The organism is Acinetobacter sp. YH01020 (assembly GCF_013420275.1).
GTDB lineage: Bacteria > Pseudomonadota > Gammaproteobacteria > Pseudomonadales > Moraxellaceae > Acinetobacter > Acinetobacter amyesii.
Map to the genome: position 1 here is coordinate 40,880 of NZ_VOYN01000007.1, position 23,362 is coordinate 64,241.

Consider the following 23,362-nt stretch of genomic DNA (forward strand, 5'->3'; position numbering starts at 1 on the left):
AGCATCATGCTCCTTTTTTATGTAATAGACTTAAGAAACTAATCTGGGTTTAGCAGCCACTTGATCAGACTTTTTTTCAAATTTCAGCACTCCATCTTCAAATGAAGCATGCTTTAATTCTTTACGATCTGCCAAATAGTTATTGCTGACTTTCCACGGTGCATGTTTACCCTGTTTTGGCATCACATCTGCTGCACGTGCAATATAGCCTGAAGTCAAACTTCCCATTACGGTATCTTCTAACAACTCGGTCGCATCGCCTTGTGGAATCACTTGGTTATAACCATTTTGATCCATATAGTTAATCAATTTACAGATGTATTCAGAAGCAATATCGACTTTTAAAGTCCATGAAGCATTAATATAGCCAATAATCATCGCCATATTGGGTACATCACTGACCATAACACCACGGTACAACATATGTTTTGAGGTATTCAGTGGCTGACCATCGATTGTGGCACTAATGCCACCTAAAATTTGAATGTTGAGACCTGTAGCTGAAATCACCACATCTGCATCAAGATGTTTACCTGATTTCAATTGAATGCCATTTTCAGTAAAACTTTCAATTTGATCGGTTTCAACAGATGCACGGCCTTCGCGTAAAATTTTAAACAAATCACCATCTGGCACCACACAAAGGCGCTGATCCCAAGGATTGTAATCTGGGGTAAAGTGCTTCATATCCACTTTACCTTTCAACTGCAACTCAATTGATTTTAATAAAAATTTACGGAGTAATTTAGGTTGCTTTTGTGCAACAGCATAAACAGCCCGTTGGACACCGATATTTCGTGCTCGGGTCAGTTTATAAGCAACATCTTCAGGTAATACTTTACGCATTTTGTCGTAAATGATGTCAATAGAAGGTACTGAGGCAATATAGGTCGGAGAGCGCTGTAGCATAGTCACATGCCCTGCACCGCCTTTTGCCATTGCTGGCACAAGGGTAATTGCTGTTGCGCCACTACCAATAATCACAACTTTTTTGCCTGCATAATTAAAATTTTCAGGCCAATGTTGTGGATGAATGAAGGTACCTTTAAAGTTTTCCTGCCCTTTAAACTCAGGTTGGAAACCTTGGTCATAATTATAATAACCCGTACAGCCAAAGACGAAATTTGCAACCCAGGTTTGTTGTTTCTTCTTCGCATCTTCAATAACAACAGACCATTTACGAGTTTGTGAATCGTAGTTCGCACTCATAACACGGTGCTGAAAATGAATTTTTTCTTTGATCTTATATTCGTCAATCACTTCAGAAAGGTAGCCTTTAATCGAAGACCCATCAGCAAGCACACTAGATTTTTTCCACGGCTTAAAATTAAAGCCAAAAGTTGACATGTCCGAATCAGAACGAATACCCGGATATTTAAAAAGATCCCATGTACCACCGAAACTTTCACGACGTTCAATAATTTCAAATGAACGATTTGGACAATTTTTTGAAAGATGAGCAGCCAAACCTACACCAGAGATCCCTGCACCTACAATGAGAATATCAACTTGTTTTTCCATGTTGTTCTTTTAACCTATCTTAGATTTATATTTATTAAATCACATTTTTGACAATGCACAATGTCAAGTTTAAGCAAAAGGCGATTTATTTTTATCTTTTAAGGACAAATTGAATTATTGTCTAACAATATACAGCCAATACAAAACTGCAGGCATTAAAAAAGGTCGGTTAAAAACCGACCTTTTTTAGAACAACGTACGCTGCTCTTCACGAAATTAGTTAACTTCGCGATCTACTAGCTCAACGTAAGCCATCGGTGCAGCATCACCTGCACGGAAGCCCGCTTTAAGAACACGTAGATAACCGCCGTTACGTTCTTTGTAACGAGGGCCAAGAACGGTAAATAATTTACCAACAGTTGCAGCTGAACGAGTACGAGCAAACGCTAAACGACGGTTTGCTACAGAATCGACTTTAGCTAAAGTGATTAAAGGCTCAGCAACACGACGTAATTCTTTTGCTTTAGGAACAGTAGTTTTAATTAACTCGTGTTCGAACAAAGAATTAGCCATGTTTTGGAACATCGCTTTACGATGACTGCTTGTACGGCCTAATTTCACACCACTATTACGATGACGCATGGTGATAGTCCTACTTAATTAACGGCTACGATAAGCAAAGCGATCGTCCATGCGGAGGCTAGCCGGTGGCCAGTTCTCTAAACGCATACCCAATTGCAAGCCTTTCGATGCCAGAACATCTTTAATCTCAGTCAACGATTTTTTACCTAAGTTAGGAGTTTTAAGCAACTCAACTTCAGTACGTTGAACAAGATCGCCAATGTAGTAAATATTTTCTGCTTTCAAACAGTTAGCAGAACGAACAGTAAGCTCTAGATCATCTACTGGACGAAGCAAAATCGGATCAACTTCTTCACGAGGCTCTTGAGCAACTGGTGCTTGATCTTTCTGAAGATCAACAAAAATTGCAATTTGTTGTTGCAAGATTGTTGCCGCTTTGCGGATTGCTTCTTCAGGATCAACAGTACCGTTGGTTTCAAGATCAATGATCAATTTATCAAGGTCAGTACGTTGTTCTACACGAGCGTTTTCCACTGTGTAAGACACACGTTTGATTGGGCTGTAAGAAGCATCTAATTGTAAACGACCCACTGGGCGAGTTTCGCCTTCAGGGAAGCGTGAATCAGAAGTCTCATAACCACGACCTTGAGAAACTTTCAGGCGCATTTTTAATGAGCCAGAAGCACTTAAAGTACCGATCAAGTGTTCAGGGTTAACCACTTCAACATTGTGTGGTAAACGAAGGTCAGCGGCTGTAACGTCGCCAGGACCTTGTTTTTCCAATGTCAGATAAGCTTCATTTTGATCGAACAGCTTAATAGACAATCCTTTTAGGTTCAGCAAGAGCTCGACGATGTCCTGCTGCAAGCCTTCCAAAGTACTGTACTCGTGCTCGACACCTTCAATCTCTACTTCAACCACGGCTGCGCCAGGTAAAGAAGACAAAAGGATACGACGTAAAGCATTACCAAGAGTATGACCAAAGCCACGCTCTAATGGTTCTAGAATAACTTTTGCCGAGGTCCCGCTTGCCGCTTCGACCTTGATCGCTTGCGGAGTTAGAAACTCATTTGCAGTACGCGTCATTATTGCTACCTCAAGGATTATTTAGAATACAATTCTACAATCAAGCTTTCGTTGATTTCAGCAGGTAAATCAGAACGATCTGGTGCAGCTTTGAACGTACCTTCCAATTTAGAATGATCAATTTCAATCCAAGCTGGAATGCCACGTTGAGTCGCTAACTCAACTGCGTTTTTGATACGCAATTGTTGTTTAGCACCTTCGTGAACTGCAACAACGTCACCAGCTTTAACTTGGATAGACGCGATGTTAACACGACGACCATTTAAAGTGATTGAACGGTGAGATACAAGCTGACGAGCTTCTGCACGTGTAGAACCAAAACCCATGCGATAAACAACGTTATCTAGACGGCTTTCAAGAAGTTTCAACAAGTTTTCACCTGTTGCGCCTTTAACACGAGCAGCTTCTTTGTAGTAGTTACTAAATTGACGCTCTAAAACACCGTACATACGACGTACTTTTTGTTTTTCACGTAATTGTAGTGAGTACTCAGATTGTTTGCCGCCACGAGCGCCACCATGTTGGCCAGGTGCTTTAGCAGCTTTTTTTGTTTTGACGTCAAATGGTTTAACGCCAGATTTTAATTGCAGGTCTGTCCCTTCGCGGCGAGAGAGTTTGCATTTTGGACCAATATAACGAGCCATGAATGTTTCTCCTTACACGCGACGTTTTTTAGGTGGACGGCAACCGTTGTGCGGGATTGGCGTCACATCGGTAATGCTGTTAATTTTATAACCCACTGCACCTAAAGCACGAACCGCAGATTCACGACCTGGACCAGGACCTTTTACAAGGACGTCCAAGTTTTTCAAACCGTAATCTAAAGCAGCTTTACCAGCAACTTCAGCAGCTACCTGAGCAGCAAACGGAGTTGATTTACGTGATCCACGGAAGCCTTGTCCACCAGAGGTAGCCCAAGCCAGTGCATTACCTTGACGATCGGTAATAGTCACAATGGTGTTATTAAAAGAAGCGTGAATGTGTGCAACACCTTCAGAGACGGTACGAGTGACCTTCTTGCGTGTGCGAGTATCTTTAGCCATCTTTTAGCTTCCAGAAATCTTATTTCTTAATAGGTTTGCGCGGACCTTTACGGGTACGTGCGTTAGTTTTGGTGCGTTGACCACGGACAGGCAAGCTGCGACGATGACGAAGACCGCGGTAGCAGCCTAAATCCATTAAACGTTTAATGTTCATGGAAATTTCGCGACGTAAATCACCTTCGGTAGGAACCTTAGTAACTTCTGCACGAATCGCATCAAGCTGAGCGTCATCTAATTCACGAATTTTAGTTGTTGGTGCAATACCAGCAGCAGCTAAGATAGCTTTTGCAGTGTGGCGACCAATACCAAAAATGTACGTTAGAGAGATAACAGCATGCTTGTTATCCGGAATGTTTACACCGGCAATACGAGCCATTCAATTTTCTCCAAAAAGGCAGTTAAGATAATCAACCGCCCGACAAAATCTTTGAGGGGCGGATAATAACCTAATTAGCCTACTGAAATCAACAGGTCTTGATCAGATTAACCTTGACGCTGCTTATGACGAGGTTCTGCGCTGCAAATTACGCGAATAACCCCATTACGACGGATAACTTTACAGCTACCACAAATTTTCTTTACAGAAGCTTGAACTTTCATAATGAAACCTCTAAGTGCGCTTATCCTTTCGGATGAGCAGTCGTTTTACGCATTAACGATTGATTGTCATATTGATGCGATGTGAGATGAGCTTGGAGCTGAGCCATAAAGTCCATCACCACCACCACTACGATCAGTAAAGACGTACCACCTAAGCTAAATGGAATACCAAATGAGCTTTGTAGAATCATCGGCATTAAACAGATGATTGTGATATAAACCGCGCCAATAAAAGTCAAACGATTCAAAATATGATCTAAATAGCGTGCAGTTTGCTCACCAGGACGAATACCCGGTACATAAGCACCACTACGTTTTAAATTCTCTGACACTTCTTTCGGGCTAAATACTAGCGCAGTATAGAAGTAACAGAAGAAGATAATTAATGCACCAAATAGCACCAAATACATCGGTTGACCCGGCGACAATACGAGTGCCAAATCTTGTAGGCCACGTTTAATCACACCAGCATTTGGGTCTGCACTGCCAACCCATTGCCCTAAGCTCGCTGGGAACAATAGCAATGAACTCGCAAAAATTGCAGGAATCACACCCGCCATATTAATTTTTAATGGCAAATGTGTTTGCTGAGCAGTAAATACACGACGACCTTGTTGTTTTTGAGCATAGTTTACTGGAATGCGACGCTGCGCCTTCTCAATAAACACAATTGCTGCTAACACTGCAACAGATAGCAATGCAAAGATTGCAAGACCAATTAAACTTGATTGCCCATTATCTACTGAGGTTAAAGATTGCAGAACCAAGTTCGGCAAACCAGCAACGATACCAGCGAAGATGATCATGGAAATACCATTCCCTACTCCACGCTCAGTAATTTGCTCACCTAACCACATCAGGAACATTGTACCTGCAACCAAAGAAGTTACAGCAGGAACGTAAAAAGCAAGTCCACTAGTCAAAGTAATATTTTGACTAATCAGACCTGCACACATCCCAACAGCTTGCACAAGTGCAAGAAACAATGTGCCTTGTCGCGTATATTGATTGATCTTACGCTTACCTTGTTCGCCTTCTTTCTTTAAAGCTTCCAGCGAAGGAACAACCGTAGACATTAACTGCACGATAATCGATGCAGAGATATACGGCATAATCCCAAGAGCAAGAATTGACATACGCTCTAATGCACCACCTGAGAACATGTTAAACAAACCAAGGATCGTACCTTGGTTTGCATTAAACAGATTCTCTAGTGCGGCATTGTTAATGCCCGGTACTGGAATATGTGCTCCCAGTCGAAAAACCAACAACGCCCCGATGAGGAACATCATACGGCGAATAATTTCACGATATTTCACATGAAAAGGTTGGCCTTTCATCATGTTAACATGACCTGTCGAACTAGGAGTCATAGACACTGGGGATTACTCCTCGACTTTACCGCCAGCAGCTTCAACAGCAGCTTTAGCGCCTTTAGTCAATGCAACACCTTGAACAGTGAATGCACGAGTAATTTCACCAGAAAGTACGATGCGTGCACGCAACATATCTTTACGTACAACGTTAGCAGCTTTTAAAGTTTCAAGAGACACGATGTCGCCTTCAACTTTAGCAAGTTCTGATAAACGTACTTCAGCAGTTTTCAAAGCCATTTGGCTAGTGAAACCGAATTTAGGTAAACGACGATATAACGCAGTTTGACCACCTTCGAAACCAGGACGTGTACCACCGCTCTTACGTGAGTTTTGACCTTTGACACCACGGCCACCAGTCTTACCAACGCCAGAACCGATACCACGGCCTAAACGAAGGTTGTCACGCTTAGCACCTTCTGCAGGTGCAATTGTATTTAAACGCAGAGTCATGGCTTATTCCTCTACACTAACCATATAGTAAACTTGGTTGATCATACCACGGTTAGAAGGCGTATCTTGCACTTCAACTGTATGACCAATACGACGCAGACCTAAACCTTTAAGGCTAAGCTTGTGATTTTTCAAGCGATGCGATGAAGATTTAGTCTGGGTAACTTTAATCGTTTTCATGATTGATTACCCTTGAATTTGTGCTACTGATAAACCACGTTTCGCAGCAACTTTCTCAGGAGAAGTCATATCACGCAAACCGTTAAAAGTTGCGTTTACTACGTTAGCAGCGTTAGTAGAACCATAACACTTAGTTAATACGTTACGTACACCTACAGCTTCTAAAACTGCACGCATAGCGCCACCAGCAATTACACCAGTACCTTCAGAAGCAGGTTGCATGTAAACGCGGCTTGCACCGTGACGAGCATTGATAGGGTGCTGAACAGTACCGTCAACAAGGTCAACAGTAATCATGTTGCGACGAGCAGCTTCAAGTGCTTTAGAAATAGCAGCTGGAACTTCACGTGCTTTACCACGACCAAAACCTACGCGACCATTACCATCACCCACAACAGTTAATGCTGTGAAAGAGAAGATACGACCACCCTTAACAACTTTGGCTACACGATCAACGGCAACCAGCTTTTCAACAAGACCTTCGTTTTGTTCAACTTTAGCCATGATTAGAACTCCAAGCCGTTTTCACGAGCAGCATCAGCCAAGGCTTTGATACGACCATGATATTTGAAACCAGAACGGTCAAATGCAACTTTAGTTACACCAGCCGCTTTAGCACGTTCTGCAATTAAAGCACCAACTTTCTGAGCCGATTCAACGTTACCAGTAGTACCAGCACGTAGAGTAGCGTCTAAAGTAGAAGCTTGCGCTAATACTTTGCCACCATCTGCAGAGATAACTTGAGCATAGATGTGACGCGGAGTGCGGTTTACACACAAACGAGTCGCACCCAATGCACGGATGTGCAAGCGTGTGCTTTTCGCACGACGCAAACGGGATTGTTTCTTTTCGTTCATAAGAACCTCGCGCCTTATTTCTTCTTAGCTTCTTTACGAAGTACAACTTCGTCAGAATAACGAACACCTTTACCTTTATAAGGCTCTGGCGGACGGTAACCACGGATTTCTGCAGCAACTTGACCTAATTTAGCTTTATCAGCTGATTTAAGTACAATTTCAGTTGCAGTAGGAGTTTCTGCAGTTACACCTTCAGGAAGGTTGTAGTCGATCGGGTGAGAGAAACCAAGGTTAAGGTTAACAATGTTACCTTTAACCGCAGCTTTATAACCAACACCGATAAGCTGTAACTTACGTTCGAAACCTTCGTTAACACCTTTTACAAGGTTGTTAAGCACAGCGCGAGCAGTACCAGCTTGCATCCAAGCATCTTTAGATTCAGCTTTAGGAGCAATAACTAGAGTACCGTCTTCCTGTTTTAGCTCGACCAGCGCATGCAGGTTGAAAGACAATGTACCTTTGCTGCCTTTCACTTCGACCTGCCGGCCGTTCTGAGTAACTGTAACACCGTTAGGTACAGTTACTGGGGCTTTAGCCACACGAGACATGAGGAATCACCTATTAAGAAACAAAAGCAATAACTTCACCACCGATACCTGCAGCACGTGCAGCGCGATCAGTCATGATGCCTTTGCTTGTAGAAACAATTGCAATACCTAAACCTTGCTTAACGCTAGGAAGTGCATCTTTACCGCGATATTGACGTAGACCAGGACGGCTTACGCGTTTCACAGTATCAATAACTGGTTTGCCTTCGAAATATTTTAAAGTAATCGTTAAAGTCGCTTTGCCTTCATTGTCAGCAACAGCTACATCAGCGATATAACCTTCTTGTTGAAGTACGTTAGCAATCGCAACTTTCAACTTTGAGTTTGGCATAGAAACAGTTTGTTTCTTTGCCATTTGTGCGTTACGAACACGTGTTAGCATGTCGGCAACGGTATCTTGCATACTCATTTATAGTGCTCCTTACCAGCTTGCCTTAACAACGCCCGGTACATCACCTTGCATTACTGTTTCACGTAATTTGTTACGGCTTAAGCCGAACTTACGGAAGTAACCATGAGGACGACCAGTTAAACCACAACGGTTACGTAGACGTACTGGAGACGCATTACGTGGTAATGCTTGAAATTTCATCATCGCTTCGAAACGTTCTTCGTCTGATGCATTAACGTTTGCGATAATTGCTTTTAATTCAGCACGTTTCGCAGCGTATTTAGCAACAGTAGCTTCGCGTTTCAATTCGCGATTAATCATACCTTTCTTAGCCATATCGACCTCTTATTTGAACGGGAAGCCGAATGCACGCATAAGCGCACGGCCTTCGTCATCGGTGCGAGCAGTCGTAGTGATGGTAATGTCCATACCACGAATACGATCAATCTTATCAAAATCGATTTCAGGGAACATGATTTGTTCCTTAAGACCCATTGAGTAGTTACCACGACCATCGAATGATTTCGCAGAGAAACCACGGAAGTCACGGATACGAGGGATCGCGATAGAGATCAAACGGTCTAAGAATTCGTACATACGTTCGCCGCGTAAAGTAACTTTACAGCCGATCGGCCAACCATCACGGATTTTGAAACCAGCGATAGATTTACGAGCTAAAGTAAGTACTGGTTTTTGACCAGCAATTGCTTGCATATCAGAAAGAGCGCCATCTAACAATTTCTTGTCAGCTGATGCAGCACCAACACCCATGTTGATGGTGATTTTTGTAATGCGAGGAATATCCATCACATTCTTAACGCCCAATGTTTCTTTTAATTGAGCCTTAAGTTCGTCGTTGTAACGCGTTTTAAGTCTGGCCATTGCCTAGTCAACCTATTACTTCGCTACCGCCACTGATTCACCATTAGATTTGAATACGCGAGTTTTCACGCCTTCAATCACTTGGTAACCAACACGGTCAGCCTTTTGGGTTGTAGCATTAAAAATTGCCACGTTAGAGATATGAAGCTCAGCTTCTTGAGTTACGATGCCGCCTTCAGCGCCAGTAGCTCGGTTAGGCTTTTGATGCTTCGTTACCAAGTTAAGGCCTTCAACCTTAACACGGTCATTTGAAACAGACAAAACAGTACCTTGTTTGCCTTTTTCTTTACCTGCGATCACAATTACTTGATCGCCCTTTTTAATCTTAGCCATGAGTGCCTCTTATAGAACTTCAGGAGCCAATGAAATAATTTTCATGAACTGTTCAGTACGAAGTTCACGAGTCACTGGTCCGAAAATACGAGTTGCAATCGGCGCTTTGTTGTTGTTCAAAATAACAGCTGCGTTATCGTCGAAACGAATAACTGAACCATCTGCACGACGGATGCCGAATTTTGTACGTACAACTACAGCATTCATCACGTCACCTTTTTTAACACGTGCGCGTGGAATAGCTTCTTTTACAGTAACTTTAATAATGTCGCCAACAGAAGCATAACGACGATGTGAACCACCAAGTACTTTAATACATTGTACGCGGCGAGCACCACTGTTGTCTGCTACGTCTAGCATACTTTCGGTTTGAATCATTGCCCTACTCCAAAACCGAGCATCACCGGTCGCAATTTCGAAAGGCTCAAAGAGTACTCGAAATTGACCGATGATGCAAGAACGTTTAATTACTCAGCAGCAGCTTCAACAACTTCAACTAAAGTCCAAGACTTAGTTTTAGAAATTGGGCGGCTTTCTTTGATGCTTACTACGTCACCAACTTTAGCAACATTGTTTTCATCATGAGCGTGTAATTTAGTTGAACGGCGGATTGATTTGCCATACAACGGGTGTTGAACGCGGCGTTCGATAAGAACAACGATAGACTTGTCCATCTTGTCGCTAACTACTTTACCGGTTAACGTGCGAACTGTTTGTTCACTCATTGTCCGTTCCCCTGTTTTTCGGTAAGGAGGGTCTTAATACGAGCAATTGTCTTACGAGTAAGCGCAACTTCGTGCGATTTACCCAATTGACCAGTTGCTTTCGCCATACGAAGACGGAATTGGTTAAGCTGTTGCTCATCAAGCAAAGCTGTCAACTCTTCTACCGACTTTTCACGTAGATCATTAGTTTTCATTACATTACCGTCCGAGTCACGATAGTGGTTTTAAACGGAAGTTTTGCAGCAGCAAGCGTAAACGCTTCGCGAGCAAGTTCTTCGTTAACACCATCAATTTCGTACAAGACTTTACCTGGTTTGATTTGGCAAACCCAGTATTCCACAGAACCTTTACCTTTACCCATACGAACTTCTAATGGTTTTTCAGTAATTGGTTTGTCTGGGAAAACACGGATAAAGATCTTACCACCACGTTTAATACGACGGCTGATTGTACGACGCGCTGCTTCAATTTGACGTGCTGTCATTTGACCACGTTCAACTGATTTAAGTGCAATAGTACCAAAAGATACTGAGCTACCGCGATGTGCTAGACCAGTGTTACGGCCTTTTTGCACTTTACGGAATTTAGTACGTTTAGGTTGTAACATGGATTATTCTCCTTTTTCAGCAGAACGATCATTGCGACGACCACGACGCTCTTGACCTTCACCACGACCACGGCCACGTTTAGCTGGACGTTCTTCAGCTGGAGCTGGGTTCATGACTTGTTTCATGCCGCCCAAGATCTCACCACGGAAGATCCATACTTTAACGCCGATCGTACCGTAAGTAGTCTCAGCACGCATAGTAGCATAGTCGATGTCAGCACGAAGAGTATGAAGAGGTACACGACCTTCACGATACCATTCAGTACGAGCAATCTCAGCACCACCTAGACGGCCTGAAACTTCTACTTTGATACCTTTAGCACCAGCACGCATAGAGTTTTGAACCGCACGCTTCATAGCACGACGGAACATTACACGTTTTTCTAATTGAGAAGCGATTGCTTCAGCAACTAAACGAGCGTCTAAATCTGGGCGATCGATTTCGTTGATACTTACTTGCGCAGGAACACCCATAATGGCTGTTAATTCGCGTTGTAATTTCTCAATGTCTTCGCCTTTTTTACCGATCACGATACCAGGACGTGCAGTGCTAATAGTTACTTTAGCTGCGCCTGTAGGGCGTTCGATAAGAATATTGCTTACCATCGCATTCTTAAGTTTTTTAGTTAAAAACTCACGAACTTGAAGATCTTTTAGCAAATATTCAGCATATTGTTTCGGATTCGCATACCAGTTAGCGTTATGACGTTTCACAACACCTAGGCGGATACCGATTGGATGAACCTTCTGACCCATATCAAACCCCTACCTTAACGGTAATGTGACAAGTACGCTTAGTAATACGATCTGCACGGCCTTTAGCACGTGGCAAAATACGTTTCAGGCTCATGCCTTCATCAACGTAGATCGTAGAAACTTTAAGGTCGTCTACATCTAAACTGTTATTGTGTTCAGCGTTTGCAATCGCAGATTCCAATGCTTTTTTAACTAAAACTGCAGCTTTTTTGTTGCTGAAGTTTAAGATATTCAAAGCATGCGCAACAGATTTGCCGCGAATTAGGTCTGCAACCAAACGTGCTTTTTGTGCCGAGATAGCGGCACCGCGTAATTTAGCAGTTACTTCCATCATAGCACCTATTAACGTTTAGACTTCTTGTCAACACCGTGACCACGATAGGTACGAGTTGGCGCGAATTCACCTAATTTATGACCAACCATATGCTCAGATACAATCACTGGAACATGGTTACGGCCATTGTGTACAGAAATTGTTAGACCAACAAAATCCGGTAAGATCATCGAACGACGCGACCAAGTTTTGATCGGCTTACGGTTATTAGCCGCGATAGCCGCTTCAACCTTAGCGAACAAGTGCGCATCGACGAATGGGCCTTTTTTCAGAGAACGAGGCATTGTCAGATTCCTTTACTTGTTACTTAACGCGACGGTCGCGAATGATCATCTTAGTCGTACGCTTGTTGGTACGTGTTTTGTACCCTTTAGCTTTTTGACCCCATGGACTTACAGGTTGAATACCTTTGTTACGTCCTTCACCACCACCATGTGGATGGTCTACTGGGTTCATCGCCATACCACGTACGGTAGGACGAACGCCACGCCAGCGTGATGCACCTGCTTTACCAAGTGAACGAAGGTTGCTTTCTGAGTTAGAAACTTCACCTAACACAGCACGGCATTCAACGTGTACTTTACGCATTTCGCCTGAACGAAGACGAATGATAGCGTAAGAACCGTCACGACCCAACAATTGAGCAGATGTACCAGCAGAACGTACTAATTGTGCGCCTTTACCGATTTTAAGCTCGATGTTGTGAAGAGTAGAACCGATAGGCATGTTGCGAAGTGGCAAGCAGTTACCTGGACGGATTGGAGCATCGTTACCAGACTGAACTTGATCACCAGCGCGAAGGCCTTTAGGTGCAATAATATAGCGACGTTCACCGTCAGCATATTTCAATAAAGCAATATGAGCTGTACGGTTTGGATCGTATTCAATACGCTCAACTACAGCTGGGATGCTGTCTTTGTTACGTTTGAAGTCTACGATACGGTAGTGCTGTTTATGACCACCACCAACGTGACGAGTTGTAATGTGACCGTTGTTATTACGACCGCCAGTACGTTTTTTAGCTTCAACCAACGGAGCATATGGCGCGCCTTTGTGAAGGTGGTTATGAACCACTTTCTCTACAAAGCGACGTCCTGGAGACGTTGGCTTACATTTTTGAATCGGCATAATTTTCGTCCTTATTCCGCTGCGTTTTCAGCGGTATCGCCCAAGTCAGCCATTTCAACATCTTGGCCAGCTTTCAGGGTGACGTATGCTTTTTTAACATCAGAACGACGTCCTAATGTTTTACCAAAGCGTTTAGTCTTACCTTTAGTGATCGTTGTGTTAACTTTAACAACTTGAACACCAAATAGTTGCTCAACGGCTTTTTTGATTTCAAGTTTGTTTGCATCTAGTGCAACTTTGAACACTTGAACACCAGCAGTTTCGCCTAAAACTTGTGCTTTTTCTGAGAATACAGGTCCTTGTAGGACTTGATAGATACGTTCGTTGTTCATCCGAGTTCTACCTCAATTTTCTTAGCAGCAGCAACAGACATAACAACTTTATCGAACGCGATCAAGCTAACAGGATCGATTGCAGCAGCATCAACCACATCAACGTATGGAATGTTGCGAGCAGCAAGATACAAGTTCTCATCAACAGCATCTGTAACGATTAATGCACGAGGTGCATTCAAGTCGTTAAGTTTTGCAAGCAATTCTTTAGTTTTTGGAGCTGCAACAGCAATCTCTTCAACTAAAACAAGGCGATCTTGACGAACAAGCTCAGCCAGGATGCATTGCATAGCACCGCGATACATTTTACGGTTTACTTTTTGAGACCAGTCTTGTGGACGAGCAGCAAAAGTTTTACCACCACCAACCCAGATTGGGCTACGAATAGAACCAGCACGAGCGCGGCCAGTACCTTTTTGACGGAAAGGTTTTTTACCACCGCCAGAAACGTCAGCACGTGATTTTTGCGCTTTAGAACCTTGACGACCACCAGCTAAGTAAGCTGTAACAACTTGGTGTACAAGAGCTTCGTTAAAATCACGACCAAACGCAACTTCAGATAACTCAACAGCAGAGCCGGAAACAGTATTTAAATTCACGTTATTTCCCCTCAGGCCTTGATAGTAGGACGAACAGTAACGTCGCCACCAGTAGCACCAGGAACCGCGCCTTTAACAACTAGAACTGAACGTTCTGCGTCGATAGCAACGATTTCAAGACCCTGTGTAGTTACACGTTCAGCACCTAAGTGACCAGGCATTTTTTTGCCTTTGAACACGCGACCAGGAGTCTGGTTTTGACCTGTAGAACCGATAACACGGTGAGATACAGAGTTACCATGTGTAGCGTCTTGAGTACGGAAGTTCCAACGCTTAACACCACCTTGAAAACCTTTACCTTTAGATGTACCAGTAACGTCAACGATTTGACCCACTGTGAACACATCTACACCGATAGTTCCGCCAACTTCACGACCTTCAAGATCAGCTTCTGTAGCGCGGAATTCTTGAACTAGACGACCAGCAGCAACACCAGCTTTCGCAAAGTGACCTTTCTGAGCATTAGTTACGCGAGATTCGCGACGTTCACCAGTAGTGATTTGAATCGCTTGATAACCATCAGTTTCAAGCGTTTTGATTTGTGTGATGCGGTTAGGATCAACCTCAATCACTGTTACAGGTACAGAAACACCAGCATCTGTAAAGATACGTGTCATACCGCACTTGCGACCGACTAAACCAATAGCCATGTGCATAAACCTCTAAAAAAGCGGCCTAATTAACTTAGAGCGTTAATTAACCGAAAGCCTTAACCCAAAGCGATCTGAACATCAACACCAGCTGCAAGATCCAACTTCATCAATGCATCAACAGTTTTATCTGTAGGTTGAACGATGTCGATCAAACGTTTGTAAGTGCGGATCTCGTATTGGTCACGCGCATCTTTGTTAACGTGTGGTGATGTTAAAACGTTAAAACGTTCGATACGTGTAGGCATCGGGATTGGACCACAAACTTGTGCGCCAGTACGTTTTGCTGTTTCTACGATTTCTTGAGCTGATTGATCAATTAGACGGTGATCAAAAGACTTAAGACGGATACGAATTCTCTGGTTAGACATACCAGTTAACTCCAAGCCAAATATATAAAGAATCACCCTTGACGCATCTCACCCCACTTTAAAAGAGGCAAGTGTCAAGAGCAGTGAAATATCACTAAGGTCACGATCGATGCCGCGACTGTCACGATGTTAACTACTTTATTCGTAGCTAACCCCCTTCATCAAAGGGTCGCCCATTATAGCTATTGTTTAATGCATAAGCAAATGTCTTTTGCTGTTTTTCTTATATTTTTCATTTTTTATGCAAGATCAATTGCTTAACTTTTAATCAATAGGCATTTTTTCTTAATACATACTCTATTGCTTGGTTTAGTATTTGATTTCCCTCAATAAATTTGTTTTTTGCGCTTTTCCGTAGATCATGTACTGGCTGTACATGTGTTCCTGAAAAAAATGCCACTTCTTCATCATTTTCCAAAAATAAATCGAGTACTTCCGGGGTAATTTCAGGATGAAATTGGAAGCCCAAAACATTTTGCCCGATTTGATACATTTGATTACGACATGCATCATTTTCTGCCAGTAATACCGCTCCTTTCGGAATTTCAAATGTTTCACTGTGCCACTGCATGACTTTAAACTCTTCAGGTAGTTTGAAACAGTCATGCGGTACGTTAGCGACCTTACGGATGGTCGTCCAACCCAATTCTTGTTGTGCATTTCGACTCACCGCACCACCCAAGGCATTGGCAATCAATTGCCCACCTAAACAAAGCCCAATTGCGGGTTTACCGAGTGCTAAATAGCGTCGCAGCCACCGTTTTTCTATTTTTAACCATGGGAAATTTGCCTCATCATTTACACTCATGGTCCCACCCATAATGATAAGTAAATCGACATCTTCAACATGCGGCAAAGCCTCGAGATCCAAGGCTTGATCGACCGGTAATGCAAAGAATTCTGTGGCCGTAATTTTGGCCTGATGCTGTTTTAAAAATTCATAACAACTGCCGAACCCTTCGCCAGCAATATGCTGAAAATAATGTACTTTTAAATGCGACTTCATGCGCTAAACCTATTGTTGTTGCTCTGATATCGGTTTTGCAAGAATGAAGCCAACTTTGCTTTTCACTTAATTTTCTATACAAAAGCATCGTAAATCCATGCGTTTTAGTCGTATTCTTTTGAACATTCATTATTATTTTGATCATTTCAGAGCGCCACGTGAAAAAGAATCCTCAAACCGAACTCATTCATGCACCAAGAAAGGCACCGCAATACATCAATAGTGTTCAACCTCCCCTGTTTCGTGCATCCACTATAATTTTCGAAAATACAGATGCGCTATTTAATCGCCATTGGACCGATGATTATGACTATAGCTATGGCACGCATGGTACCCCCACGACATTTACCCTAGGCGATCAGATTGCTCAGATTGAAGGTGGCTTGTATCACTTACTCACACCAAGCGGTTTATCTGCAATTAATTTGGTCAATTCATGTTTTTTAAGTCAAGGGGATGAAGTGTGGGTCGCAGATAATATCTATGGCCCAAATATGGAACATCTACGCAACCTAGAAACCCGCTACAGTATCGTGGTCAAGGTTTATAACCCGATTGATGTCAACTCATTCACACCTTCAGCGCAAGCCAAGCTTATTTGGTTAGAAGCTGCTGGATCTGTCACTTTAGAGTTTCCAGATTTAGTCGGCTTGGTCAAAAAAGCCCAAGCCCACAACATTCTCACTGCACTGGACAATACTTGGGGAGCAGGACTTGCCTTTAATGCTTTTGATTTCAGTGCTGAGCATCTGAGTGTCGATATCAGTGTACATGCCTTGACCAAATACCCAAGTGGCGGCGGGGATATTTTGATGGGTTCGGTAATTACACGAGATAAAAAGCTTCATCACAAACTGTTTCGTGCGCACGCCATTCAAGGCATTAGTATCTCTGGTGATGACGCCGCGCAAGTACAACGCAGTCTGGCTTCTATGCGCCTTCGCTATGAACACCAGTCACAAAGTGCTTTAACTTTATTAAATTGGCTAAAACAGCAACCAGCCTTTGTACAGGTTTTACATCCTGCTGATGAAGCTTCCGCAGGACATCAGTATTGGAAAGAAATTTGTACAGAACAACACAGTGCCGGCTTGGTCAGCGTGGTATTTAATGAAAAATATAGCCTGCAAGATGTACGCCGCTTTTGTGATGCACTTAAACTATTTAAGCTCGGTTTTAGCTGGGGTGGCCCAGTCAGTTTAGTCATGCTATATAACTTAAAAGATATGCGTGTACTCGAACATTCACATATTCAAGCCGGCTTACTGGTTCGCTTCTGTATAGGACTAGAACATCCTGCAGATTTAATACAAGATATAGAAAACGCACTACAACATTTAAATAAACAGCAACTCGAATAAATACAGGAGCATCTATGGGTACACCAATTATTATTGGCAAAAAAACACAAGACACCACACAAGATGTGGTGCTTCATTCACAATTTGCAAACCGCCATGGTTTGATTGCTGGCGCCACAGGTACTGGTAAGACAGTGACGTTGAAGGTGTTGGCAGAAAGTTTTTCTCGGCTGGGTGTACCTGTATTTTTAGCCGATGCCAAAGGGGATGTTTCTAGCCTTGCCAAAGCAGGTGAAAGCAATCCTAAGTTTGACGAACGAATTAAAAGTTTAAATATCGAGAGCATTCCTTTTGCTGCCTCCCCTGTGGTGTTTTGGGATTTGTTTGGTGAACAAGGACATCCCATTCGCACCACCATTTCTGAAATTGGTCCACTTCTCCTTGCCCGAATTCTGAATTTAAACGACACGCAAGAAGGCGTGTTATCTGCGGTCTTTCGTATTGCTGATGATCAGGGCTTATTGCTCATCGACTTTAAAGACTTAAAAGCCATGATCAGCTACGTCAGTGAACATGCAGCAGAATTTAAAAATGAATATGGCAATTTATCACCTGCAAGCTTAGGTGCAATTCAACGTAATTTGCTCGCATTGGCCGATCAAGGTGGTGACAAGTTTTTTGGTGAGCCTGCGCTCAATATCATGGATTTCATTCAAACGGATGCACAAGGTCGTGGCAACATCAACCTGCTCGCCGCCGACAAGTTAATGAATACCCCTAAGCTCTATGCGACTTTCTTACTTTGGATGCTGTCAGAACTGTTTGAACAATTACCCGAAGTTGGAGATATGGATAAACCCAAACTGGTGTTCTTCTTTGATGAAGCGCATTTATTGTTTGATAATGCCAGCCCTGCTTTACAAGAAAAGATTGAACAAGTGGTTCGTCTAATTCGCTCTAAAGGCGTCGGGATTTACTTTGTAACGCAAAATCCACTTGACCTACCTGAGAGTGTTTTAGGACAACTGGGTAACCGCGTTCAGCATGCGCTACGTGCATTTACCCCGAAAGATCAGAAAGCTGTTAAGACGGCAGCAGATACTTTTCGAGCCAATCCTGCGTTTAAAGTCGATCAAGTGATTACGGAACTGGCTGTCGGTGAAGCACTGATTAGTTGTCTAGATGAACAAGGCACACCCCAAATCGTTGAGCGTGCTTGGGTGATGCCACCCTATTCTTCATTTAGTCCAATTGCTGTAGAAGAACGCAAAGCACTCATGGCAAATAGCGTTGTTGCAGGTGTGTATGACACCGAAGCAGACCGTGAAAGTGCCTATGAACTTTTGCAAAATAAAGTGGCGGAGCGCCAACAACAAGCCGTCCAAGCGGAACAAGATAAAATAGAAGCCAAAGAACAAGAAGCGTTGGCCAAACAACAAGCCAAAGAAGCAGATGCACTCGCCAAACAGCAAGCACGTGAACAAGAACGCCTTGCGCGCGAACAACAAAAAGAAGCAGAGCGTTCAGCCAAACAACGTGAAAAACTGATTCAAGACACGGTAGGAACTTTTGCAAAAAGTGCTGCACGCAGCTTGGGCGGGTCGACAGGTCAGAAAATTATCCGTGGCCTCTTAGGTTCTATCTTCGGCAAGAAATAATCTAAAAGCCCAATTAAAAAGTACAAATTTATGGAATCTTTTTATATTCCATAATTTTTTTATGGTTTTTACTAAAACATGTATTGCGCGGATGTATTTAAAAATGTATTTTAAATACATCTTATAAATAACAGCCATGAGAGATCAGCTATGACTCCGCAGCAAATTGACCTAGTAAAAGCTACTGTTCCTGTTCTACGTGAAAATGGTGTCGCGCTGACTGGTTACTTCTATAATCGTATGTTGGGCAATAACCCTGACCTCAAAGAAACCTTTAACATGGGACATCAGCGCAGCGGTGCTCAGGCACAAGCCTTGGCGGGTGCTGTATTGGCTTATGCTGAAAATATTGAGGACCCATCTGTACTTTTACCAGTTGTAGAATTAATTGCGCATAAACATGTGAGTCTTAACATTCAAGCGCCAGACTATAATATTGTCGGCGAAAATTTGCTGCACTCGATCAGTGAAGTATTAAGCATTTCAATGGAAGATCCACTGATTGCAGCTTGGGCAGCAGCATATGGACAATTGGCAGACTTGTTTATCAGCACTGAAAAAGCGATTTATGAGCAACATCAGCAAACTAAAGGCAGTTGGTTAGGTTGGCGTAATTTCAAAATCGCGAAAAAAGTGGCTGAAAGTGATGAAATCACCTCATTCTACCTTGAGCCTTCTGATGGTGGTGATTTACCAAAATATGAAGCAGGTCAGTACATCTCTGTACGTGTATTGGTCGATGAGCTGGGTCTAAAACAACCACGTCAATATACACTGTCTACCAGCCCACAAGACAACTACTTACGTATCTCTGTAAAACGTGAAGATCAGAAAGGTGACTTGGTTCCAGGTTGGGTATCAAATACACTGCATGGCTTGGAGATCGGTTCAGAAATCGAAGTGTCTGCACCAACAGGTAATTTCTTCCTGATTGATTCCCAAAAACGCAATGTCTTTATCAGTGGTGGTGTAGGTCTAACACCAATGATTGCGATGCTAAATCAGTTGGTGACTTTAGACATGCCACAACCTGTAACATTTATCCATGCCTGCCGTAGCAAACAAGTGCATGCAATGCATAAACACATTCAGGATTTAGAAGCAAAATACCCACGTCTTAGCACCTTTACAGCGTATGAGTTCCCTCATGCTAATGATAAGTTAGGTGAAGATTATGATGCTGCTGGTCGTCTAGACTTAGGCAGCATGGATACTGCACTGTTACCGATCAATGCGGATTATTACCTTTGCGGTCCAATGCCATTTATGGCTGAACAACAGAAAGCTTTAATTGCTCGTGGTATTCCTGCTAGCAATATTCACAGCGAAGCTTTCGGCACTGGTGGTGTAAAACACTAACTAAGCTATTCACCTGAAATACAAAGGGTTAGTTTAGTTATGCTAGACTAGCCCTTATTTATTTCTCTCAGACTCACAGTATTATCATGCAACTCAATAAATTCACCGATTATGCATTACGCATTTTGCTCTATATAGCACGCCCTCGTGATGTGCCTTATAACATTGCTGAAATTGCAGAAGACCTGCACGTTTCGCGTAATCACTTGGTGAAAATTGTGCATTTTATGGCAAAGCAAAACTGGTTAATCACCAGCCGCGGCAAAGGTGGCGGTATTCGTCTAAACCCTGAAGCACTTGAGGCTCAGCTCGGTCAAATCGTACGGATTTTGCAAGGTAATCACCAGATTGTTGAATGCAACGACCCACCCTGCGTACTGCGCAGTCAGTGTGGTTTAAAAAACATCTTAGACCAAGCTTTAGAACAGTTTTATCAAAGTCTCGATCAGTACAAACTTGCCGATGTCTTGCAACCAAGCAGCGCATCTAAATTTACAACACAATCTCCAATTCAAATGATCAATCTCTAATTTCACTTTGCCTGCGACAAAATTCGCTTGCCTGCCCGACTTCCTTTATAATGCGTGTTGTTAAATCAGTTATTGAAGTTGGGTTATGCATCAGCACAGAGGAAAATCACGAAACAGTAAAGCGGCCAATGCGCCGAAGCAAAAGATTACTTATGAGAAAAAAGTAGACTCTGCAATTACTGAATATGCTGTGCGCTCACTCAACTGGCTACGCAAAGCTGAGTTCTTAATGAGTGCGCCTAAACTCAACCTCTGCGTTGAAGATACCGGCTATGAAATTGCCTTTGCTGGCCGCTCTAATGCGGGTAAGTCGAGTGCCATTAATGCGCTCACCAACCAAAAACAATTGGCACGTGCGTCGAAAAAACCGGGTCGTACCCAAATGATCAACTTTTTCAGTCTAGGAAATCCTGATCAACGTTTGGTCGACTTACCGGGTTATGGCTATGCCGCTGTACCTGAAGCGATGAAAATCGTTTGGCAAAAAGAGTTAGAAAACTATCTGATACACCGTGAAAGTTTACAAGGTCTTGTGCTGTTGATGGATATCCGTCATCCACTACAACACTTTGACGTCATGATGTTGGAATGGGCACATTCTCGTAAATTGTTCGTGCACGTACTGCTCACCAAATCAGATAAATTAAACCGTGGCCCAGCCTCTAAAGCACTACAAGAAGTGAAAGCAGCATTGAAAAAAATGAAGCTGAACTTCTCTATCCAATTGTTCTCATCATTGAATAAACAAGGTTTAGAAGAGTTAGCGAGTGTCATGGCGGGTCGTCTTAACTTCACTCTAGAACAATCGACAGAGTTTGATCTTGATAGCATTCCTGAAGCATCGGAAGATGATATTGAAATCGATGCAGATGCGGAAGCATTCGATGACGTCGACACTACATCTGAAGATTTACCCCAAGCTGAAGGCAAAAATTCAGACCACTAATCCAGTAATTTTAAAGTCAGCGCAAGGATGATTGTCTGACAAAAAGTATCATCTGAAGATAATGAAATGTCCTGTATTGCTAATCACAATGCAGGATTTTTTTGGATACTGAATACATCAGATGTGTACTCGATCACATAAAAACAAGGATAGGTCATGAAATTACTCTCCCGCTTGAGAAACACAAAACTTGGATCATCAATCGAATATAAAATTAAGCCACGCAAAGTGAAATTTGAGTGGCAAGATACTCAAGTTGACTGGGTGCCCAACCAACCATTTGTCAGCTATTTTATTAATGAAATTAATATGATCTTACCGGCTGGTGAGTTTTGGTTTTGCCGTCTGTATAACAAAGTATTGCCACAAATTAGAGATGAAAAACTAGCAGAGGACGTTAAAGCATTTATCCGCCAAGAAGCCATGCATGCTCAGGCGCATAACTCTGCCAATAAAGAATATCTGTCTCAGCGCAATATCAGTATTCAACGCAACCTTGAAATCATGGACTTCCTCTTTGGCAAACTGCTTGCGGACCAACCTTTAGGGCTCAACGTACCTAAAGCTTTGGATCATCAATGGGATCTCTTTCGTTTAGGGGTGATTGCAACAGTTGAGCACATGACCTGCGTACTAGGCAAATATGCTTTATATAACAAAGAGTGGGAACGCCTCGGTGCCGATCCGAATATGCTCGATCTAGTAAAATGGCATGGTGCAGAAGAGATAGAACATCGTACCGTGGCTTTTGATTTGTATCGTCATCTCGGTGGGGGCTATATTTCTCGCTATTATCAAAGTGTGATCGTGATTGCTGCCGTACTTGGTCTATGGGTCGATGGTGCAGCACATATCATGCAGCAAGACTCGCGCTATGCATCGATTAAACCTGCCGTATATAAACCGTGGATTTGGCGTGAATGGGCGCGTATCGCGCAAAAAGACAATCGCTTATTGCCACATCCACTTTGGTTAGTGTCGCAGCAATTGGGGTATTTAATGCCTTGGTACGATCCTGTGCATGAAGCAAAAACGGAAGATGCGATTGCATACCTCGACAACTCTCCTGCTGCAAAACGTGCCGCACTGAAAGTTGCATAAACACCATTTAAAATCTGTATTAAGCAGGGTTCGCCCTGCTTTTTTTGTGCTCACATCCATTACGCTCCGTTTTTTATTGCGCAATCAACACACTCAAGATGGAAAAGGTCATAAGTTCGAGGTTTAAAGTACATTTATTCCAAGTTCCCTATTCTCTTTAAAATGTATTT

The 23,362-nt window shown here is 42.8% G+C and carries 36 protein-coding genes; 6 read left to right on the forward strand and 30 right to left on the reverse strand.

The features are described from left to right. Nucleotides 1–30 precede the first annotated feature (30 nt). From FTT85_RS04495 to FTT85_RS04640, 30 genes are all read right to left on the reverse strand, one after another. Nucleotides 31–1,521, reverse strand: coding sequence for an NAD(P)/FAD-dependent oxidoreductase (locus FTT85_RS04495; RefSeq protein WP_180182987.1), 1,491 nt, complete (start codon nucleotides 1,519–1,521; stop codon nucleotides 31–33). Nucleotides 1,522–1,737: 216 nt separating this feature from the next. Beyond that, nucleotides 1,738–2,103 carry a 50S ribosomal protein L17 gene (gene rplQ / locus FTT85_RS04500; protein WP_005012953.1) on the reverse strand — a complete coding sequence of 122 codons (366 nt, stop codon included), beginning with the start codon at nucleotides 2,101–2,103 and terminating at the stop codon, nucleotides 1,738–1,740. 18 nt (nucleotides 2,104–2,121) lie between these two features. Then, nucleotides 2,122–3,129 (reverse strand): DNA-directed RNA polymerase subunit alpha, encoded by a 1,008-nt coding sequence (locus FTT85_RS04505; RefSeq protein WP_004650465.1) that lies wholly within the window; start codon nucleotides 3,127–3,129, stop codon nucleotides 2,122–2,124. 17 nt (nucleotides 3,130–3,146) lie between these two features. Continuing rightward, nucleotides 3,147–3,773, reverse strand: coding sequence for a 30S ribosomal protein S4 (rpsD, locus tag FTT85_RS04510; protein WP_078189268.1), 627 nt, complete (start codon nucleotides 3,771–3,773; stop codon nucleotides 3,147–3,149). Between the two features lie 12 nt (nucleotides 3,774–3,785). Continuing rightward, nucleotides 3,786–4,172, reverse strand: a complete 387-nt coding sequence (rpsK, locus tag FTT85_RS04515) for a 30S ribosomal protein S11 (protein WP_001040166.1) — start codon at nucleotides 4,170–4,172, stop codon at nucleotides 3,786–3,788. A 19-nt stretch (nucleotides 4,173–4,191) separates the two neighbouring features. Continuing rightward, nucleotides 4,192–4,548 carry a 30S ribosomal protein S13 gene (gene rpsM, locus FTT85_RS04520; RefSeq protein WP_078189269.1) on the reverse strand — a complete coding sequence of 119 codons (357 nt, stop codon included), beginning with the start codon at nucleotides 4,546–4,548 and terminating at the stop codon, nucleotides 4,192–4,194. 107 nt (nucleotides 4,549–4,655) lie between these two features. Then, nucleotides 4,656–4,772: a 50S ribosomal protein L36 gene (gene rpmJ, locus FTT85_RS04525; protein ID WP_000867907.1), complete on the reverse strand. Its 117-nt coding sequence runs from the start codon at nucleotides 4,770–4,772 to the stop codon at nucleotides 4,656–4,658. A gap of 20 nt (nucleotides 4,773–4,792) precedes the next feature. Then, nucleotides 4,793–6,112 carry a preprotein translocase subunit SecY gene (gene secY / locus FTT85_RS04530; protein ID WP_171263746.1) on the reverse strand — a complete coding sequence of 440 codons (1,320 nt, stop codon included), beginning with the start codon at nucleotides 6,110–6,112 and terminating at the stop codon, nucleotides 4,793–4,795. Nucleotides 6,113–6,157: 45 nt separating this feature from the next. Further along, the gene (rplO, locus tag FTT85_RS04535) at nucleotides 6,158–6,598 is read right to left on the reverse strand and encodes a 50S ribosomal protein L15 (protein ID WP_078189271.1); all 441 of its coding nucleotides are present in this window, start codon (nucleotides 6,596–6,598) and stop codon (nucleotides 6,158–6,160) included. Between the two features lie 3 nt (nucleotides 6,599–6,601). Continuing rightward, complete coding sequence (rpmD, locus tag FTT85_RS04540) at nucleotides 6,602–6,778, reverse strand: 50S ribosomal protein L30 (RefSeq protein ID WP_005012961.1); 177 nt, start codon at nucleotides 6,776–6,778, stop codon at nucleotides 6,602–6,604. Nucleotides 6,779–6,784: 6 nt separating this feature from the next. After that, nucleotides 6,785–7,282 carry a 30S ribosomal protein S5 gene (gene rpsE / locus FTT85_RS04545; protein ID WP_067762902.1) on the reverse strand — a complete coding sequence of 166 codons (498 nt, stop codon included), beginning with the start codon at nucleotides 7,280–7,282 and terminating at the stop codon, nucleotides 6,785–6,787. A gap of 2 nt (nucleotides 7,283–7,284) precedes the next feature. Beyond that, the gene (gene rplR, locus FTT85_RS04550) at nucleotides 7,285–7,635 is read right to left on the reverse strand and encodes a 50S ribosomal protein L18 (RefSeq protein WP_067762903.1); all 351 of its coding nucleotides are present in this window, start codon (nucleotides 7,633–7,635) and stop codon (nucleotides 7,285–7,287) included. Nucleotides 7,636–7,649: 14 nt separating this feature from the next. Continuing rightward, on the reverse strand, nucleotides 7,650–8,183 hold the full coding sequence (rplF, locus tag FTT85_RS04555) for a 50S ribosomal protein L6 (protein ID WP_078189272.1): 534 nt from the start codon (nucleotides 8,181–8,183) through the stop codon (nucleotides 7,650–7,652). 13 nt (nucleotides 8,184–8,196) lie between these two features. Continuing rightward, entirely contained in the window at nucleotides 8,197–8,592 is a 396-nt protein-coding gene (rpsH, locus tag FTT85_RS04560) for a 30S ribosomal protein S8 (protein WP_078189273.1), read from the reverse strand. Between the two features lie 12 nt (nucleotides 8,593–8,604). Continuing rightward, a complete protein-coding gene (gene rpsN / locus FTT85_RS04565) occupies nucleotides 8,605–8,910 on the reverse strand; it encodes a 30S ribosomal protein S14 (protein ID WP_067762906.1) in 306 nt (101 codons plus the stop codon). Between the two features lie 9 nt (nucleotides 8,911–8,919). Beyond that, nucleotides 8,920–9,456, reverse strand: coding sequence for a 50S ribosomal protein L5 (gene rplE / locus FTT85_RS04570; RefSeq protein WP_067762907.1), 537 nt, complete (start codon nucleotides 9,454–9,456; stop codon nucleotides 8,920–8,922). Between the two features lie 15 nt (nucleotides 9,457–9,471). Next, complete coding sequence (gene rplX / locus FTT85_RS04575) at nucleotides 9,472–9,789, reverse strand: 50S ribosomal protein L24 (RefSeq protein WP_078189274.1); 318 nt, start codon at nucleotides 9,787–9,789, stop codon at nucleotides 9,472–9,474. Between the two features lie 9 nt (nucleotides 9,790–9,798). Beyond that, nucleotides 9,799–10,167 (reverse strand): 50S ribosomal protein L14, encoded by a 369-nt coding sequence (gene rplN / locus FTT85_RS04580; protein ID WP_005012978.1) that lies wholly within the window; start codon nucleotides 10,165–10,167, stop codon nucleotides 9,799–9,801. Between the two features lie 89 nt (nucleotides 10,168–10,256). Then, the gene (rpsQ, locus tag FTT85_RS04585) at nucleotides 10,257–10,514 is read right to left on the reverse strand and encodes a 30S ribosomal protein S17 (protein ID WP_078189275.1); all 258 of its coding nucleotides are present in this window, start codon (nucleotides 10,512–10,514) and stop codon (nucleotides 10,257–10,259) included. Continuing rightward, complete coding sequence (gene rpmC / locus FTT85_RS04590) at nucleotides 10,511–10,708, reverse strand: 50S ribosomal protein L29 (RefSeq protein WP_005012982.1); 198 nt, start codon at nucleotides 10,706–10,708, stop codon at nucleotides 10,511–10,513. The genes rpsQ and rpmC overlap by 4 nt, the downstream gene beginning before the upstream one ends. Further along, nucleotides 10,708–11,121, reverse strand: coding sequence for a 50S ribosomal protein L16 (gene rplP / locus FTT85_RS04595; protein WP_068909575.1), 414 nt, complete (start codon nucleotides 11,119–11,121; stop codon nucleotides 10,708–10,710). The genes rpmC and rplP overlap by 1 nt, the downstream gene beginning before the upstream one ends. 3 nt (nucleotides 11,122–11,124) lie before the next feature. After that, nucleotides 11,125–11,877, reverse strand: a complete 753-nt coding sequence (rpsC, locus tag FTT85_RS04600) for a 30S ribosomal protein S3 (protein ID WP_078189277.1) — start codon at nucleotides 11,875–11,877, stop codon at nucleotides 11,125–11,127. Between the two features lies 1 nt (nucleotide 11,878). Continuing rightward, a complete protein-coding gene (rplV, locus tag FTT85_RS04605) occupies nucleotides 11,879–12,208 on the reverse strand; it encodes a 50S ribosomal protein L22 (protein WP_035265103.1) in 330 nt (109 codons plus the stop codon). A gap of 11 nt (nucleotides 12,209–12,219) precedes the next feature. Next, on the reverse strand, nucleotides 12,220–12,495 hold the full coding sequence (rpsS, locus tag FTT85_RS04610; protein WP_004281508.1) for a 30S ribosomal protein S19: 276 nt from the start codon (nucleotides 12,493–12,495) through the stop codon (nucleotides 12,220–12,222). Nucleotides 12,496–12,514: 19 nt separating this feature from the next. Beyond that, on the reverse strand, nucleotides 12,515–13,339 hold the full coding sequence (gene rplB / locus FTT85_RS04615) for a 50S ribosomal protein L2 (RefSeq protein ID WP_078189278.1): 825 nt from the start codon (nucleotides 13,337–13,339) through the stop codon (nucleotides 12,515–12,517). Nucleotides 13,340–13,350: 11 nt separating this feature from the next. After that, nucleotides 13,351–13,671: a 50S ribosomal protein L23 gene (gene rplW / locus FTT85_RS04620; RefSeq protein WP_005012992.1), complete on the reverse strand. Its 321-nt coding sequence runs from the start codon at nucleotides 13,669–13,671 to the stop codon at nucleotides 13,351–13,353. Next, nucleotides 13,668–14,270, reverse strand: a complete 603-nt coding sequence (gene rplD, locus FTT85_RS04625; RefSeq protein WP_180182988.1) for a 50S ribosomal protein L4 — start codon at nucleotides 14,268–14,270, stop codon at nucleotides 13,668–13,670. The genes rplW and rplD overlap by 4 nt, the downstream gene beginning before the upstream one ends. A gap of 11 nt (nucleotides 14,271–14,281) precedes the next feature. Next, nucleotides 14,282–14,920 carry a 50S ribosomal protein L3 gene (gene rplC / locus FTT85_RS04630; RefSeq protein WP_078189280.1) on the reverse strand — a complete coding sequence of 213 codons (639 nt, stop codon included), beginning with the start codon at nucleotides 14,918–14,920 and terminating at the stop codon, nucleotides 14,282–14,284. Nucleotides 14,921–14,979: 59 nt separating this feature from the next. Beyond that, nucleotides 14,980–15,291 carry a 30S ribosomal protein S10 gene (gene rpsJ / locus FTT85_RS04635; protein ID WP_000070912.1) on the reverse strand — a complete coding sequence of 104 codons (312 nt, stop codon included), beginning with the start codon at nucleotides 15,289–15,291 and terminating at the stop codon, nucleotides 14,980–14,982. A 268-nt stretch (nucleotides 15,292–15,559) separates the two neighbouring features. After that, nucleotides 15,560–16,297, reverse strand: coding sequence for a type 1 glutamine amidotransferase (locus tag FTT85_RS04640; RefSeq protein WP_078189281.1), 738 nt, complete (start codon nucleotides 16,295–16,297; stop codon nucleotides 15,560–15,562). A gap of 158 nt (nucleotides 16,298–16,455) precedes the next feature. Here FTT85_RS04640 and FTT85_RS04645 point away from each other — a divergent pair, with 158 nt between their 5' ends. From FTT85_RS04645 to FTT85_RS04670, 6 genes are all read left to right on the forward strand, one after another. After that, nucleotides 16,456–17,658 (forward strand): PLP-dependent transferase, encoded by a 1,203-nt coding sequence (locus tag FTT85_RS04645; protein WP_180182989.1) that lies wholly within the window; start codon nucleotides 16,456–16,458, stop codon nucleotides 17,656–17,658. A 14-nt stretch (nucleotides 17,659–17,672) separates the two neighbouring features. Next, on the forward strand, nucleotides 17,673–19,256 hold the full coding sequence (locus FTT85_RS04650) for a helicase HerA-like domain-containing protein (protein WP_180010523.1): 1,584 nt from the start codon (nucleotides 17,673–17,675) through the stop codon (nucleotides 19,254–19,256). A 150-nt stretch (nucleotides 19,257–19,406) separates the two neighbouring features. Next, nucleotides 19,407–20,615, forward strand: a complete 1,209-nt coding sequence (hmpA, locus tag FTT85_RS04655) for an NO-inducible flavohemoprotein (protein WP_078192460.1) — start codon at nucleotides 19,407–19,409, stop codon at nucleotides 20,613–20,615. Nucleotides 20,616–20,701: 86 nt separating this feature from the next. After that, nucleotides 20,702–21,145, forward strand: a complete 444-nt coding sequence (locus tag FTT85_RS04660; RefSeq protein ID WP_180182990.1) for an Rrf2 family transcriptional regulator — start codon at nucleotides 20,702–20,704, stop codon at nucleotides 21,143–21,145. An 85-nt stretch (nucleotides 21,146–21,230) separates the two neighbouring features. Beyond that, nucleotides 21,231–22,091, forward strand: a complete 861-nt coding sequence (gene yihA, locus FTT85_RS04665) for a ribosome biogenesis GTP-binding protein YihA/YsxC (RefSeq protein WP_180010522.1) — start codon at nucleotides 21,231–21,233, stop codon at nucleotides 22,089–22,091. A 156-nt stretch (nucleotides 22,092–22,247) separates the two neighbouring features. Then, on the forward strand, nucleotides 22,248–23,192 hold the full coding sequence (locus FTT85_RS04670) for a metal-dependent hydrolase (RefSeq protein WP_078189287.1): 945 nt from the start codon (nucleotides 22,248–22,250) through the stop codon (nucleotides 23,190–23,192). Nucleotides 23,193–23,362 lie beyond the last annotated feature (170 nt).